The 12,290-nt window shown below is 52.9% G+C and carries 14 protein-coding genes; 5 read left to right on the forward strand and 9 right to left on the reverse strand.

What is annotated here, in order from left to right; genetic code table 11:
- Positions 1 to 1,344: a tRNA (N6-isopentenyl adenosine(37)-C2)-methylthiotransferase MiaB gene (gene miaB, locus H6F94_RS25695; RefSeq protein ID WP_190805129.1), complete on the reverse strand. Its 1,344-nt coding sequence runs from the start codon at positions 1,342 to 1,344 to the stop codon at positions 1 to 3.
- 360 nt (positions 1,345 to 1,704) lie between these two features.
- Here miaB and H6F94_RS25700 point away from each other — a divergent pair, with 360 nt between their 5' ends.
- Complete coding sequence (locus tag H6F94_RS25700) at positions 1,705 to 2,823, forward strand: pentapeptide repeat-containing protein (protein WP_190805130.1); 1,119 nt, start codon at positions 1,705 to 1,707, stop codon at positions 2,821 to 2,823.
- Between the two features lie 275 nt (positions 2,824 to 3,098).
- On the opposite strand, the gene ndhO is transcribed toward H6F94_RS25700, so the two are convergent.
- The 3 genes from ndhO to H6F94_RS33360 are packed head-to-tail and all read right to left on the reverse strand — an operon-like array spanning position 3,099 to position 4,615.
- The gene (ndhO, locus tag H6F94_RS25705) at positions 3,099 to 3,311 is read right to left on the reverse strand and encodes an NAD(P)H-quinone oxidoreductase subunit O (RefSeq protein WP_190805131.1); all 213 of its coding nucleotides are present in this window, start codon (positions 3,309 to 3,311) and stop codon (positions 3,099 to 3,101) included.
- Between the two features lie 54 nt (positions 3,312 to 3,365).
- Positions 3,366 to 4,226: a DNA-formamidopyrimidine glycosylase gene (locus H6F94_RS25710; RefSeq protein WP_190805132.1), complete on the reverse strand. Its 861-nt coding sequence runs from the start codon at positions 4,224 to 4,226 to the stop codon at positions 3,366 to 3,368.
- A 17-nt stretch (positions 4,227 to 4,243) separates the two neighbouring features.
- Entirely contained in the window at positions 4,244 to 4,615 is a 372-nt protein-coding gene (locus tag H6F94_RS33360; RefSeq protein WP_190805133.1) for a photosystem I reaction center subunit IV, read from the reverse strand.
- A 467-nt stretch (positions 4,616 to 5,082) separates the two neighbouring features.
- Here H6F94_RS33360 and H6F94_RS25720 point away from each other — a divergent pair, with 467 nt between their 5' ends.
- Positions 5,083 to 5,805 (forward strand): sugar transferase, encoded by a 723-nt coding sequence (locus H6F94_RS25720; protein ID WP_190805134.1) that lies wholly within the window; start codon positions 5,083 to 5,085, stop codon positions 5,803 to 5,805.
- Between the two features lie 55 nt (positions 5,806 to 5,860).
- On the opposite strand, the gene H6F94_RS25725 is transcribed toward H6F94_RS25720, so the two are convergent.
- The gene (locus tag H6F94_RS25725; protein ID WP_190805135.1) at positions 5,861 to 6,211 is read right to left on the reverse strand and encodes a histidine triad nucleotide-binding protein; all 351 of its coding nucleotides are present in this window, start codon (positions 6,209 to 6,211) and stop codon (positions 5,861 to 5,863) included.
- A gap of 120 nt (positions 6,212 to 6,331) precedes the next feature.
- On the opposite strand from H6F94_RS25725, the gene H6F94_RS25730 reads away from it, so the two are divergent.
- Positions 6,332 to 7,078, forward strand: a complete 747-nt coding sequence (locus H6F94_RS25730; protein WP_190805136.1) for a DUF561 domain-containing protein — start codon at positions 6,332 to 6,334, stop codon at positions 7,076 to 7,078.
- A 114-nt stretch (positions 7,079 to 7,192) separates the two neighbouring features.
- Here the strand turns inward: H6F94_RS25730 and H6F94_RS25735 are convergent, their stop codons facing one another.
- The 3 genes from H6F94_RS25735 to H6F94_RS25745 form a co-directional block, all read right to left on the reverse strand.
- Positions 7,193 to 8,476, reverse strand: a complete 1,284-nt coding sequence (locus H6F94_RS25735; protein ID WP_190805137.1) for a glutamate-5-semialdehyde dehydrogenase — start codon at positions 8,474 to 8,476, stop codon at positions 7,193 to 7,195.
- Between the two features lie 83 nt (positions 8,477 to 8,559).
- The gene (locus H6F94_RS25740) at positions 8,560 to 8,976 is read right to left on the reverse strand and encodes a hypothetical protein (protein ID WP_190805138.1); all 417 of its coding nucleotides are present in this window, start codon (positions 8,974 to 8,976) and stop codon (positions 8,560 to 8,562) included.
- A 161-nt stretch (positions 8,977 to 9,137) separates the two neighbouring features.
- Positions 9,138 to 9,461: a DUF6679 family protein gene (locus H6F94_RS25745; RefSeq protein ID WP_190805139.1), complete on the reverse strand. Its 324-nt coding sequence runs from the start codon at positions 9,459 to 9,461 to the stop codon at positions 9,138 to 9,140.
- Positions 9,462 to 9,791: 330 nt separating this feature from the next.
- Here H6F94_RS25745 and H6F94_RS25750 point away from each other — a divergent pair, with 330 nt between their 5' ends.
- A complete protein-coding gene (locus H6F94_RS25750; RefSeq protein ID WP_190805140.1) occupies positions 9,792 to 10,745 on the forward strand; it encodes an SDR family oxidoreductase in 954 nt (317 codons plus the stop codon).
- Between the two features lie 39 nt (positions 10,746 to 10,784).
- Here the strand turns inward: H6F94_RS25750 and tatC are convergent, their stop codons facing one another.
- A complete protein-coding gene (tatC, locus tag H6F94_RS25755; protein ID WP_190805141.1) occupies positions 10,785 to 11,585 on the reverse strand; it encodes a twin-arginine translocase subunit TatC in 801 nt (266 codons plus the stop codon).
- Between the two features lie 365 nt (positions 11,586 to 11,950).
- On the opposite strand from tatC, the gene H6F94_RS25760 reads away from it, so the two are divergent.
- Positions 11,951 to 12,181 (forward strand): Calvin cycle protein CP12, encoded by a 231-nt coding sequence (locus tag H6F94_RS25760; protein ID WP_190805142.1) that lies wholly within the window; start codon positions 11,951 to 11,953, stop codon positions 12,179 to 12,181.
- Positions 12,182 to 12,290 lie beyond the last annotated feature (109 nt).

A 12,290-nucleotide genomic window follows, 5' to 3' on the forward strand; every position in this document is an offset into this window, starting at 1 on the left:
CTACCTAGGGTTCCCAACCACCTCTTCAACCAATGCCGTACCAGTCAGGCTAAAGGCTCGGGCCTCCGTGATCGCAACCTGAACCAGCTTGCCCTTAAGGTCATGAATATTACCGTCGAAAAAGGTAAGACGGTTGCTGCGAGTACGGCCCATCACTTGTGCCGGATTTTTGGGATTTTGGTCCTCTACCAGCACTTCTTCAGTACGTCCTAAATACCGTAGGTTGCGTTCAGCTGCTTTCTGCCCTACCAAATGATTCAGGCGTTGCAAGCGGTCGCTTTTGATTTCTTCACTCAGTTGATCGGGCCAAAGCGCGGCTGGGGTATTAGGTCGAGGCGAATAAGCCGCAGTGTTGAGCTGGTCGAAGGCGATATCATCGACCAGTTTTAGTGTGTTTTGAAATTGTTCTTCGGTTTCGCCAGGGAAACCCACAATCGCATCAGCAGTGACTGACGCATCAGGCATGTAGCGGCGAAGGGTATCAATGATGCGGCGATACTTTTCGTGGGTATACCCCCGGGCCATAGCTTTCAAGATCTCGTTGTCGCCTGACTGAAAGGGGATGTGGAAGTGTTCACAAACCTTAGGCAACTCAGCACAGGCACGAATTAGGCGCTCGGTGAAGTAGCGCGGGTGACTGGTAGCAAAGCGAATGCGCTCAAGCCCTGGAACATCGTGAATTTGATAGAGCAGGTCGGTGAAGGTTGTTTTGATGTCCCGACCGTAGGCATCAATGTTCTGGCCCAACAGCGTGATCTCTGTGTAGCCCTGACGCCCTAATTCTTCGATTTCGGCACGAATCGCTTGAGGCTCGCGCGATTGTTCAACGCCTCGCACACTGGGAACCACACAGTAGGTGCAGCGCTCATTGCAGCCGTAAATCACATTGACCCAAGCCGTGACCTTGCTATCGCGACGGGGTTTGGTGATGTCCTCGAAAATATGCACTGGCTCTGTGGCTACCACCTGGGAACCATTGAAGACTTGCTCTAGCAAATCGCTCAACCGGTTGGCGTGTTGCGGTCCCATTACCAGATCGAGTTCAGGTACCCGGCGTAGTAGAGCTTCGCCTTCCTGCTGAGCAACACAACCTGCCACAACCAGCGTTAGGTTTGGGTTTTGCTGCTTGCGTCTGGCCTGCCTGCCGATATAGGAATAGACTTTCTGCTCAGCGTTGTCCCGAATGGTGCAGGTGTTGTAGAGGACCAAGTCAGCGGCCTCTGGATCTTCCGTGAACTGAAAACCCATGCCCTCTAGAATGCCAGCCATCCGCTCGGAGTCCGCCTTGTTCATTTGGCAACCGAAGGTGGTGATGTGATAGCGGCGGTCGGCGGTCGAAGACATGGTTCAAAGTGGAGGGACTCGAAGATCTATCCTAGCGCTCCATTAAGCCACTCACGCCCGTCGCCTTGGGCAGCCCAGCGAGCTTTGCTCATTTACTTCCATCTCTCTTATCACCCCTGTCAGGCAAGCTTGACCTAATTGCCATACTGATTAGCCTCATTCGTCTGTAGGAGCTACTGAAGGCGCTACTGAGGCGCTCTACTCCTGAAATCGGCTCTTTGAGATCAGTTTGCCGAGAAAAGCCTCTCAAGCTTAAAAAATTATTATTTCATGGCCGGAAGCTCTGGGAATATCCGGGTGCAGAAAGTAAGGGGTGAAATCTAGGATGTATTGAGCGCTCTTAGCAATAAGAGGATCATCATGAAGCTGAAGAATCTGACCGCCTTAGTCTTACCAGGCCTATTATGCTTGGCTTGTTCGCTCCCTGAGGAACGTTCTCTGGCTGAAGGCCATAAAAAGTCCGCATTGCCCGAACGGCCAGGAACAAGCCGCTATTCTCCAGATTCTATTCAAGTCAAACAGCTATTAGAAACCAAGCAATGTCAAGGCTGTCATCTAAGCGGCGCCGACTTGAGTGGCGCTAATTTACAAGGTGCAAATGTCTATGGCGCCGACTTGCGCGGAGCGAAATTAGATCAAGCTAACTTAAAAGGTGCAAATCTAATTCAAGCAGATTTACGAGAAGCAAATCTTAGCCAAACCAATCTTCAACAGGCCAATCTGACAGGAGCTCAACTCAGTTGGCAACACCAGCAATCTGGCTCAGGGGAGCCAATCCGAACTAATCTGCAACGAGCAAATTTGAGCGGAGCGACTCTCGTTACTGCCTATCTAAGTGGAGCAGATTTAACCGGCGCTAATCTTCAAGGGGCTTATCTGCATGGCGCCAATTTAACCGGGGCAATCCTCAGCAAAGTTGACCTGGGTAAAGCGGATTTACTAGGCGTAAAACTAAATGGCGCAGATTTGAGTGGCGCTGATCTTAGAAGAGCCAACTTTGCACTGGCAAGTTTGCTGAAGGCTAACCTCAGTGGGGCTAATCTTCAAAAGGCCTATTTACATGCAGCTGCCTTGAATGAAGCAGATTTGAACCAAGCCAATTTAAACCAGACAGACTTAAGTGCCGCAGATTTAAGTGGGGCGAACCTTAGTAGGGTTAATCTCAGTGGAGCTAATCTCAAGCGAGCAAGCTTGGCTAAGGCAAACCTAAGCGGAGGAATTCTTCACCGCATCATTCTCCAGGGGGCTGATCTTAGCGAAGCCAATCTCACAGGAGCAGACTTGCGACAGGCAGACCTGCGACAGGCGTATTTCAATGGAGCGGATTTGAATCAGGTCAATTTGGATCGGGCAGACTTACGAGGTGCCAAATTAAGTGGGGCGAATTTAGACGGGGCCAAACCGGAAAGTGCAGTGGGTTACAACCAACCATTACTCTTCCCAACAGCCCAGGCTTCGCCACCGCAGCACTCACACTAGCAACCTAAACTAGTCGTGAAGCTGATGCCCTAAGTTAGCTGATGCCCTGAGTCAGTTGAAAGCTGAGCTTCGAGCACATCAGGCACAGGTTTGAACTACGGTTAACGGCTCTCGACCTCTACTAACCGGTTCTGATACAGGTTGGTTCTGAAGCAGGAACAGAAGCTTAGGACTATAGGGGTTAGGCCCTAATCCTAATCTCCTCGTCCCTGCTAGGGCTCAGAACCAACCTGTATCAGCCAAAACTAGACTCAGCTTGCGGCTGGTATCCAGCTTTAGACTGCTTCCAATTGGCCTTCCTGCAACCAAACGGGCGGCGTAGGCACTACACCGAATTTGACCAGAACATAATCGCCGCGAAGATCGAGAACCTCACCGCGCGAATTGAAGAGGTAGGGAGGCCAACGAGGATCGCTAGCCTGAGCTTCTAGGCTGCCATCTAGCTTCTCGCGAACCGCTCGAACCATGTCACCTTTCTTAAACGCCATAGGAAGTGTCTGCGAGTTCTCTCATTGTCTTGCTTGCATTGTAGAGCTCAATCTCTAACGCTTCGTTCCAGCAGGGGCTTGGCAAGTCGGACAGAAGTGAGTGGAGCGACCAGCCAACTTAATTCGAGCGACTGGTGTACCACAGGTAGGGCAAGGGGCTCCGGTGCGCCGAAACACCTGAGCCCCGTCCAAGTAATTGCCCAACACTCCCTGCACATTCTGAAAGTTGCTGAAGCTGCTGCCACCTGAATTGATGCCTGCCTGCAAAACTGAGCGCACCGCTTTCTGCAACCGAGCGGCTTGCTCAGGTGTAATCTGGCTTCCTGGTAGCGTAGGCGATAGTCCTGCCGTAAATAGCGCCTCGTCAGCGTAGATATTGCCAACTCCTGCCACCAACTCCTGATCCAGCAGCGCACTTTTGAGCGGGCGCTGCCGCCGATGCAGGGCTGTGTACAAATAGTCAGAGGAAAATGCCTCGGAAAAGGGTTCGGGTCCCAACTTTTGCAACCCTGTGATCACCTTTTCTGGTGGACAATCTGGTGGTACTGCCCACATGCGCCCAAAAGTCCGTGTATCGCTAAAGCGCAGTTCGTCCCCTCCATCTAGAAACAAGCGGATACGAGTGTGAATCGAGGGCGGACCTTCGGGTTTGAACCACAAGCTACCGGTCATGCGCAGGTGGATTCCCAGCCAACCTGCTGCTACCTGCTCTCGGGCTAGCTGCCCCAGCAAGTACTTGCCCCGCCGCTGCCAATCGACAAGGGTCGTTCCACGCAAAGCCGTAACAAAATCGGTCGGAGACTCAGGGTAGGCTACCGAGCGCGCTAAAAGCACGTCTGCCCCTTGAATCTGCCGACCGTTTAGAGCGTGAGCTAAGCCACGCCGAACTGTTTCAACTTCAGGAAGTTCAGGCAAGACCGAAAAGAGACAGTTTAGGTTTCAGTGCCCTGGTTAGGATTACCAGGCTTGGATTGATCGCCCCGCTGAGGCTGGCCCTCGGCTTGAGCGGTTTTCTTCATATCACTGGGGATGCCTGCACCCGTGGTACGAGTTCTCTCGTCGAGAGTGGTTTGTTTACCTTTCTCAACGTTGGAGATCGCCTTTTTAGAGGGAGGAGCAACTTCTTCAACCTCAGCGAGGGCAAAGTTGTTGGTATTAACGCCAGCATAATTAACGTTGTCAAAGCGGACGATCACGGGGTAAAGAATGCCGCTCTGGTCAACAGAAGCAACAATTCCAGTGCCCCGGTACCAGTAGGATTCCGGGCGCAGAACCCGGACCTTAGATCCACGTTGGACAGCCATGCAATATCCTCGCTTTCGTTGAATTTTTCAGTATTGCAATCTGCTCCTCAGCCTACAGTCAGTTGATCAGGGCTGTCTATTGAAGCCCGATTAAGTTTTGTAGCCCAAAGCGTTTACGCCAGCTTTACACAAGCTTCATAAAGCTGATTGCAACTTCCGCAGCGGACTTAAGCAGGCTTTGGCCACGAATCAGTGATCCCCACGAAAACAGGTTTTTCCGTAAATGCTCTAGACCCGGTTGAGCCTTAGGGTTCAGCAAACGAATGCTGCTGCCTCTGTTTTTGCTCCCTGCATAAAGCCAGAATACCGCTCCTTCATAGGAGCTAGGGCGAGTACGAAGATTTGGCGAAATCCACTGAGAACCCTACACGCTCCGTAGGTTACGCACCTAGTATTACGGATGGGTCATACGCATTTGTACTGAAAGTCTCTTCAAGTCCTACGTAGTCCCGGTTTGTCTAAGTGCCATGATGCTTTCATCCCAAGGTCTCATCCAAAACCCTAAAGTTAAGCTAACTCAGGGGTCAGTAGGGTTCTCAAGCAACGACAACCGCTCGGTTGTTGTCGTGCCGGACCTCACTGCTCATCCCTCAGCCTACAGTCTGTTCAAGCGGGGGCTAGACATTGTCGGCTCGCTGGTCGGACTGCTGATTTTGGGCCTGGTCTTGATTCCTGTGGCGATTGCCATTCGCTTAGACAGCCCCGGTCCCATCTTCTTCGGCCAAGAGCGCTTCGGGCTCCAAGGTAAACCCTTTACCGTTTGGAAGCTGCGTTCAATGGTGCCTGAAGCTGATGCTTTGAAGCACCAAGTCGAGAACCAGGCTAAAGGGTTGCTCTTCAAGAACGAGAATGACCCTCGTATTACTCGGGTGGGCCGCTTCCTGCGCCGTACCAGCCTGGATGAGTTGCCCCAATTCTGGAATGTGCTGCGCGGTGACATGAGTTTAGTGGGCACTCGCCCGCCCACCCGTGACGAAGTGAGCCGCTACCAGCCCCATCACTGGCAGCGTCTGAACGTAAAGCCTGGGATTACTGGCGAATGGCAGGCCCACGGTCGCTCTTCCATCAAAGACTTTGAGGAAGTAGTGCGCTTAGACCTGCGCTATCAGCAGAACTGGCACCCGTTCTACGACGTCAGCCTACTGCTGAAGACGATTCAGGTGGTTCTTAACCGCAGCGGAGCCTGCTAGTTGGCTCAGCAGAGCGGCATGGGGGGCCACCCAATGCCGCTCAACCCAATGCTGCTTAACCAGGAGGCCAAGTCATGAACCGCCCTCCAAGAATGTGGATATGTAGGTGATAGACGGTCTGACCACCGTTGTTGCCATTGTTAATCACCAGGCGGTAGCCCTCATCCAGGCCCGCCTGGTTTGCCACTTTTTGGGCTGTCAGTAAGAGATGACCCAGAAGCAATTGGTCCTCAGGCTGTGCCTGAGAAATCTGAGGAATAGGCTGCTTAGGAATGACTAGGATATGAACTGGGGCTTGAGGATTGACATCTTTGAAAGCTAAAGCCAGGTCATCTTCATAAACGATCTCAGCAGGAATCTCACGGCGGATAATGCGGCCAAAAATAGTGTCCTCAGGTGCACTCACACAGCAATCCTCTTGCTCTTTTCCTGGGTTAGTCTAGCGGCTCAGGCATGTGCAGATCGTGAAGAACCCGTACAATGGGCCATACAAAAAACCTGCACGTCGTTTTGCGAGGAGCCATTAATGCCCATCCATCCTGGCCTGCTAGCAGCTTTTGAGCGTCGTCAGGCGCTGAAGATTATCAGTGGTCTGAATAATTTCGATGCAGAGCGAGTTCGGGCCGTGGTCCGGGCTGCCGAACGCGGTGGAGCGACCTTCGTCGATATTGCCGCTGATCCAGCCTTGGTGCATTTAGCTCGAACTGAGACCCAGTTGCCGATTTGTATATCAGCAGTGGAACCGGAGCAGTTAGCCCAAGGCATTGCTGCCGGTGCCGACCTCGCTGAAATTGGCAACTTCGACTGCTTTTATGCCCAAGGTCGAACCTTCAGCGCTGCCGAAGTCCTTGACCTAACCCGTCGCAGCCGAGCACTGCTCGGCGCGCAGGTAACCCTCTCGGTCACCGTGCCCCACTTGCTACCCCTCGACCAGCAAGCTGACTTGGCTGAACAGCTCGCAGCAGCTGGCGCTGATCTAATCCAAACCGAAGGCGGCACTAGCAGCCAGCCGCTACACAGTGGCATTCTGGGCTTGATTGAGAAAGCAGCACCCACACTGGCAGCAGCCGCGGAGATTAGCCGCGCTGTCTCTGTTCCTGTCCTCTGCGCTTCTGGCCTGTCTAGCATTACCGCACCGATGGCCATTGCTGCTGGTGCCTCCGGGGTCGGCGTGGGTTCAGCCATCAACCAACTCGATAGCGAGCTGGCCATGATTGCCGTAGTGCGCAGCCTGGTAGAGTCGCTGGCGCATCCAGTCCAGGTTGTCCGCTAGTTCGCGGTAACTAACGTTCGGGCAACCGGTAGCAAAGAGCTTAATGAGGGGATAGGGGTGTCATATTTGCGGCCCTATCCCCTCTATTAAGCTGAGATTCAACTGAAGCCTCATCTAATCCATGTTGCCGTTGCCTTGAACCAGTTGTTTGACCGTAGTTAACTCTTCCAAACCGATAGGACCTGCCTGGGTTGGCCGTCGCAGATTTGAGTTAGCACGACCTTTACGACTAGCCATGCCCAGTCGTACTGTGCCCCCTGGTCCTGTGTTGCGCAAAAATCGAGGACTGGCATTCACCCAGACAGAGGCACTGTTCACCTCACTGGCGAAGCGCTGGCTCTCCCGATAGGAGTCGGTCACAATACTATCGGCATGGCCGTTGCTGTTGCGGTTGATCCAGGCGATGGCATCTCCTAGATCGGCTATGCAGCGAAAAGCGACAACTCGGTTCAAGTAGGGTTTATCCCATTCCCCATCTTCAACCAGCTTGACCCCTGGATAGCGCTCAGCAATGATTGGGCCACCACGCACCTCAAGCCCTCGGCCCTCTAGTAAGCGTCGCAAATCGCTAAAGCCCACCTCTAGAGCCTGGGGATGAATGAGGACTTTCTCGATGGCATTGACTGGGTCAGGTTCGCTGCGGTAGCTATCCAGAATAATCTGGGCGGCCAATTGAATCGAGGCCGAAGCTGCAATGTAGAGATAGCAGTTGCCCAAGGCTGGCGTGAGAACGGGCACTGTGGCCTGCCGAGCCACTTGTTGTACTAAGCTAGGCCGACCGTAGGGGATCACCAAGTCCAGATAGCGGTCTTGCGTGGCTAGTTCCTGAACCAATTCTCCTCGGTCAGAGGGGACCTGCTCCAGGCAACCCTCGGGCAGATTGGCACGGTCAAGCGCAGCCTGTATTGCCTGAACGATTGCTGTGCTGGAATGGCTAGTTTCGCTGCTGCCCTTCAGGACTAAGCTATTACCTGATTTGATACACAGCCCTGCTGCTACCACGATCAGATCAGGAAATGCCTCGTAAACTAAACCTACTACGCCCAAGGGGATGCGCCGCTGACTGAGCAGATAACCCTCCGGGTGGGCCCGTCCTGCCTCAGTCCGCCCTAGCGGATCAACAGCTTCTACCAAACGGTGCAAACACTCGACAGCCGCAGTTAAACGCTCCGGGGTCAACTTCAGCCAGTCGATCACCAACTCGGGAATAGCCAGTTCACGGCTGATTTCCAAATCCAGGGTGTTACATTCCAGAATCTCATTTTGGCGCTGCCGTAGGGTCTCAGCCATCAGGAGCAGTGCGTGATTACGCACTGCTCCTGATGCAGCTGCCAAATAAGAAGAAGCACGTTGGGCTTGGCGAACAGCAACGGTTAGATCGAAAGTGTCGGCACTCATAATCAATCAGGTCATGGCCCTCATTCACAGCCCAGGTCAAAGCCCAAGACACCAGGCTGCCGCTTAGGGGAGCCTAACTTAGACTAACTGCGTCGTCGCAGGGCCAGCCAAACCATCACTACCAGGATGACCACTAGCATCAGCGTGACCACGGACCACAAGATCATCTGTGGTTCCAGGGAAACCTGCAAGGCCAAAGTTAGCCATAACAGGAGCAGGGGCGCTAGCACGAAGGTCATGGCAAGGGTGAGATAGTTCTCACCCAAACCGCGATTGACTGCGCTCCATTGATGCCCAGTCCAATGCCAGGCCCGCTTGTAGGGATAGCTAGTAGACAGTTGCTCTAGGGAGTAACCTCCCTCTTCCACAACGAAGATTTGCTGACAACGCTCGCAGCCAAAGGCCTCTGTCAAGGCAATAGGCACGATTTGCCCACGCCGACGACAGGGGCAAGGATAGGACGTTGTCAGCTCTATTTTCTGGACCTTCTGAGGTTGCACAAGCCAGATGGGGGGGTAGAGAGCGCAGACCTCTCATCTCTGAGAAACATGCTAGCGCCGAACTCTCTGTCTGAGCAGAATCTGTTTGAGCATAAGCTAAATGCCAAACAGCCTACAGAGGTTGAATACACCTCTCATATAGATTCCAAGAATCTGAGAATCTACAGATCGGGATTGGCTTCAGGACGGCGCTTGTGGATTTGCTCAGCCTCTGGGCAGTCATCAGAAACTAAGATTTCGTTGCCAGCCATGTTGCCCTTAGGAACAACTGAGAGTTTCTGGGTCACAGCGCCAATGCTCTCCAGGCGAACCATTTCCTCCCAGGCGCAGATCTCTTCTTCGTCTTCAGTCTCATAGCGTAGGGTGACGACGTCGCCCTCAATATCCAGGATGCGAGCTCGCTCTAGCCAACGTCCTTGATCACGCAGGTAAATCCATACATCGCTCCCGTCGCGGCAGAGTTGATAAATCTTGCGGTGTAGCATGCTCGCTGTCTCCTCTCGAATCAATCTCTGGACGGGCGGTCCTGCCTTCAGGAGCGCACTCTAGACGGGAACTTTGGCAAGGGATAAACAAACGAAAGTTCCCTCTTATTCAGTTTGTTCATCAATTCTAGCGATTGTTTCCTTCGGTTTACGGCCTTCTTCGGGATCTACGCAAGATGTCGTTCCTTCCTTTACAAAACCTTTGCTAACCAAAAGGGGTGACTACGCAGCTCTACTGTCAATTTGGCTCCCTTTGCGCCAAGTCTCTGGGCGGGATCGATTTCTGATAAGCTTTTAGCAAAAGTTAAGATTTCTATCACCATCCCTCCCATGAGCTTATTAATTGTGGGTGCCACCGGCACGTTAGGAAGACAGGTAGCCCGTCGGGCTCTGGACGAGGGATATACCGTTCGCTGTCTGACCCGCAATGCGAAAAGGGCTGCTTTTTTGCGGGAGTGGGGAGCTGAGCTGGTCTATGGAGACCTTTGCAAGCCCGAAACGCTGAGCGAGGCACTGGAAGGGATTACTGCGGTAATTGATGCCGCTACAGCTCGTGCCACCGATAGTCTCAGCATTCGCCAAGTGGATTGGGAGGGCAAGGTCGCTCTGATTAAAGCGGCAGCTGAGGCTAAAGTTGAGCGCTTCCTCTTTTTCTCGATTTTGGGTGCTGAGCTTTACCCCAATGTGCCTCTCATGGATATCAAAGCCTGCACCGAGAAATATCTGGCTCAGTCGGGCTTGAACTACACAATTCTCAGCCCGTGTGGCTTTTTGCAAGGCTTAATCGGCCAGTACGCAATTCCTATTCTGGAGAATCAAACCGTCTGGGTAACTGGCGAAGCTTCTCCGATTGCCTACATGGATACTCAGGACATCGCCCGTTTCGCCATTACTGCCTTGGGAAGTCCCAATGCAGCGCATCAACGCCTGCCCTTAGCGGGGCCAAGGGCTTGGGGACCTTATGAGATTATTCGGCTATGCGAACGGCTTTCGGGCCGTCAAGCGCGCATTAGCCGAATGCCGGTCGGCCTGCTCCGCAGCGTCCGCAAAGTAGCTCGCTTCTTTCAATGGGGTTGGAACTTATCGGACCGGCTAGCATTCACAGAAGTTCTGGCGAGTGGCAAACCTCTGGACGCTGAGATGGCCACGGTCTATGAGGTTCTAGATATTCCACCCGAGAGTGTTACGACCCTGGAGAGCTACTTGCAGGAATATTTTGCCCGCATCCTCAAAAAGCTCAAGGAGCTGGACTACAAAGAACCTGTCATCAAAACCAGTTTTTAGAGAGGCGAGGCGCTGGGCTGTACCTTTTCGAGGGTGTTGCTAACGGCCCAGCAACTTCACCAAGCCAATTCCACTGAAGTAAAGACCGGTCACAGCTCCAGCCAGCAGACTTTGGGTCAGTGGATCAGTTGACGGCGTCAAGACGGCTCCAAGAATGGCAGCAGCAAGGATGACATAGCGCCAGCCTTGCAGCATTTGGGCTGAATTAACAATCCCTACCAGCCCTAACAACATCTGGATAACAGGAACCTGAAAAGCCAGCCCAGTGCTAAACATCAGCAACAGCACGAATTCAAAGTAACGGTCAATCGACCATAGCTGCTCAACAACGTCGGCACCGTAGCTGATGAAAAAGGTCAAAGCAGCTGGAATCAGGGCGACGTAGGCGAAGAATAAACCCGCCAGGAACAGTACAGTAGAGCCCAGCACGATCGGCCCCAGAAAACGGCGTTCGCGCACAGTTAGACCGGGCAGCACAAAGCGCACAATCTGATACACCACAAAAGGCGTTGCTGCCAAGATGCCGCTGTAAGCCGCAACCTTCAAAGAAACAAAGAAGTATTCGCCAGGGGATTGCTGAATGAGTTTTGCGCCTCGGGCGGGACCTTCAAGAACCCGCACAATATCGTTAACGCGGAAGAAACTGATGACAATCCCTACGCCCATCGCAGCCAAGGCATAGAAAATCCGCAACCGCAGCTCTTCTAGATGGTCGAACAGAGACATTTCGACATCGTCTGGGGCGATATCTTCGGGATCGTCAATTTCAGGCTCATCTAGTGGGCCAGAGGACAGCTCCAGTTCAGAGGAGGCTAGCTCCGAGGACGATGATGAAGTCATAACGTTCGTTCTCTGGCTCTTGCTGCGAACAATAGATTGCTATGGCTGCATTTTACCGTGTGAGCTTCCAGCCCTGGAAGTGACCAGTCAGTTGGCGGGCTTTGCTGACTGACTGCTGACTGATTGCTGACTGATTGTGGATCGTGCAGTTTAAGTCAGCCTTTGGGGGGTTGCAACTCGACTTAAAGCTTTTCTGGCTCTTTCGCAAGGTAATCTGAAAAATTCCCAAGGCTAGAGGCTGCGGTGTGTGGAGGGTGTTAGCCTGGTTCGGGAAACGCTACAGCCTTGAGCTTGGCAGATTCCGTATACTGGTACATATACCCATTGTTCCAAAGCCGTAAACGAGCGGTCTTAACTGAGAAACCATGAGCGATATCCAGCAGAAGATTCAAGAAGAGCGTGATGCAGCCCGCACGGTTTGCGATGTCAATGGTGCGACCTCACCTGAGTGTGCAGTGGCTTGGGACGTAGTAGAAGAGCTTCAAGCTGAAGCTTCCCACCAGAAGCAGAAGCAGGCTCAAACGCAGCGTACCTCCCTAGAGCGTTACTGCGATGACAACCCCAGCGCTGATGAGTGCCGAATCTACGAAGACTAGATCGACATTCTGCATCGGCAAGTCAAATCCGAAGGTTAAAACTAACAACATTCCAGCAGCTGGCAGCCTCTCTGCCTGTTTCTGGGATGTTGTTGGTTTTAGATTTGAT

The organism is Leptolyngbya sp. FACHB-261 (assembly GCF_014696065.1).
Taxonomy (GTDB): Bacteria; Cyanobacteriota; Cyanobacteriia; order FACHB-261; family FACHB-261; genus FACHB-261.

Excerpts from the sequence above, each read along its gene's own strand:
- miaB (WP_190805129.1), bottom strand. The coding sequence starts at position 1,344 with ATGTCTTCGACCGCCGACCGCCGCTATCACATCACCACCTTCGGTTGC.
- H6F94_RS25700 (WP_190805130.1), top strand. The coding sequence starts at position 1,705 with ATGAAGCTGAAGAATCTGACCGCCTTAGTCTTACCAGGCCTATTATGC.
- ndhO (WP_190805131.1), bottom strand. The coding sequence starts at position 3,311 with ATGGCGTTTAAGAAAGGTGACATGGTTCGAGCGGTTCGCGAGAAGCTA.
- H6F94_RS33360 (WP_190805133.1), bottom strand. The coding sequence starts at position 4,615 with ATGGCTGTCCAACGTGGATCTAAGGTCCGGGTTCTGCGCCCGGAATCC.
- H6F94_RS25720 (WP_190805134.1), top strand. The coding sequence starts at position 5,083 with ATGATGCTTTCATCCCAAGGTCTCATCCAAAACCCTAAAGTTAAGCTA.
- H6F94_RS25730 (WP_190805136.1), top strand. The coding sequence starts at position 6,332 with ATGCCCATCCATCCTGGCCTGCTAGCAGCTTTTGAGCGTCGTCAGGCG.
- H6F94_RS25735 (WP_190805137.1), bottom strand. The coding sequence starts at position 8,476 with ATGAGTGCCGACACTTTCGATCTAACCGTTGCTGTTCGCCAAGCCCAA.
- H6F94_RS25745 (WP_190805139.1), bottom strand. The coding sequence starts at position 9,461 with ATGCTACACCGCAAGATTTATCAACTCTGCCGCGACGGGAGCGATGTA.
- H6F94_RS25750 (WP_190805140.1), top strand. The coding sequence starts at position 9,792 with ATGAGCTTATTAATTGTGGGTGCCACCGGCACGTTAGGAAGACAGGTA.
- tatC (WP_190805141.1), bottom strand. The coding sequence starts at position 11,585 with ATGACTTCATCATCGTCCTCGGAGCTAGCCTCCTCTGAACTGGAGCTG.
- H6F94_RS25760 (WP_190805142.1), top strand. The coding sequence starts at position 11,951 with ATGAGCGATATCCAGCAGAAGATTCAAGAAGAGCGTGATGCAGCCCGC.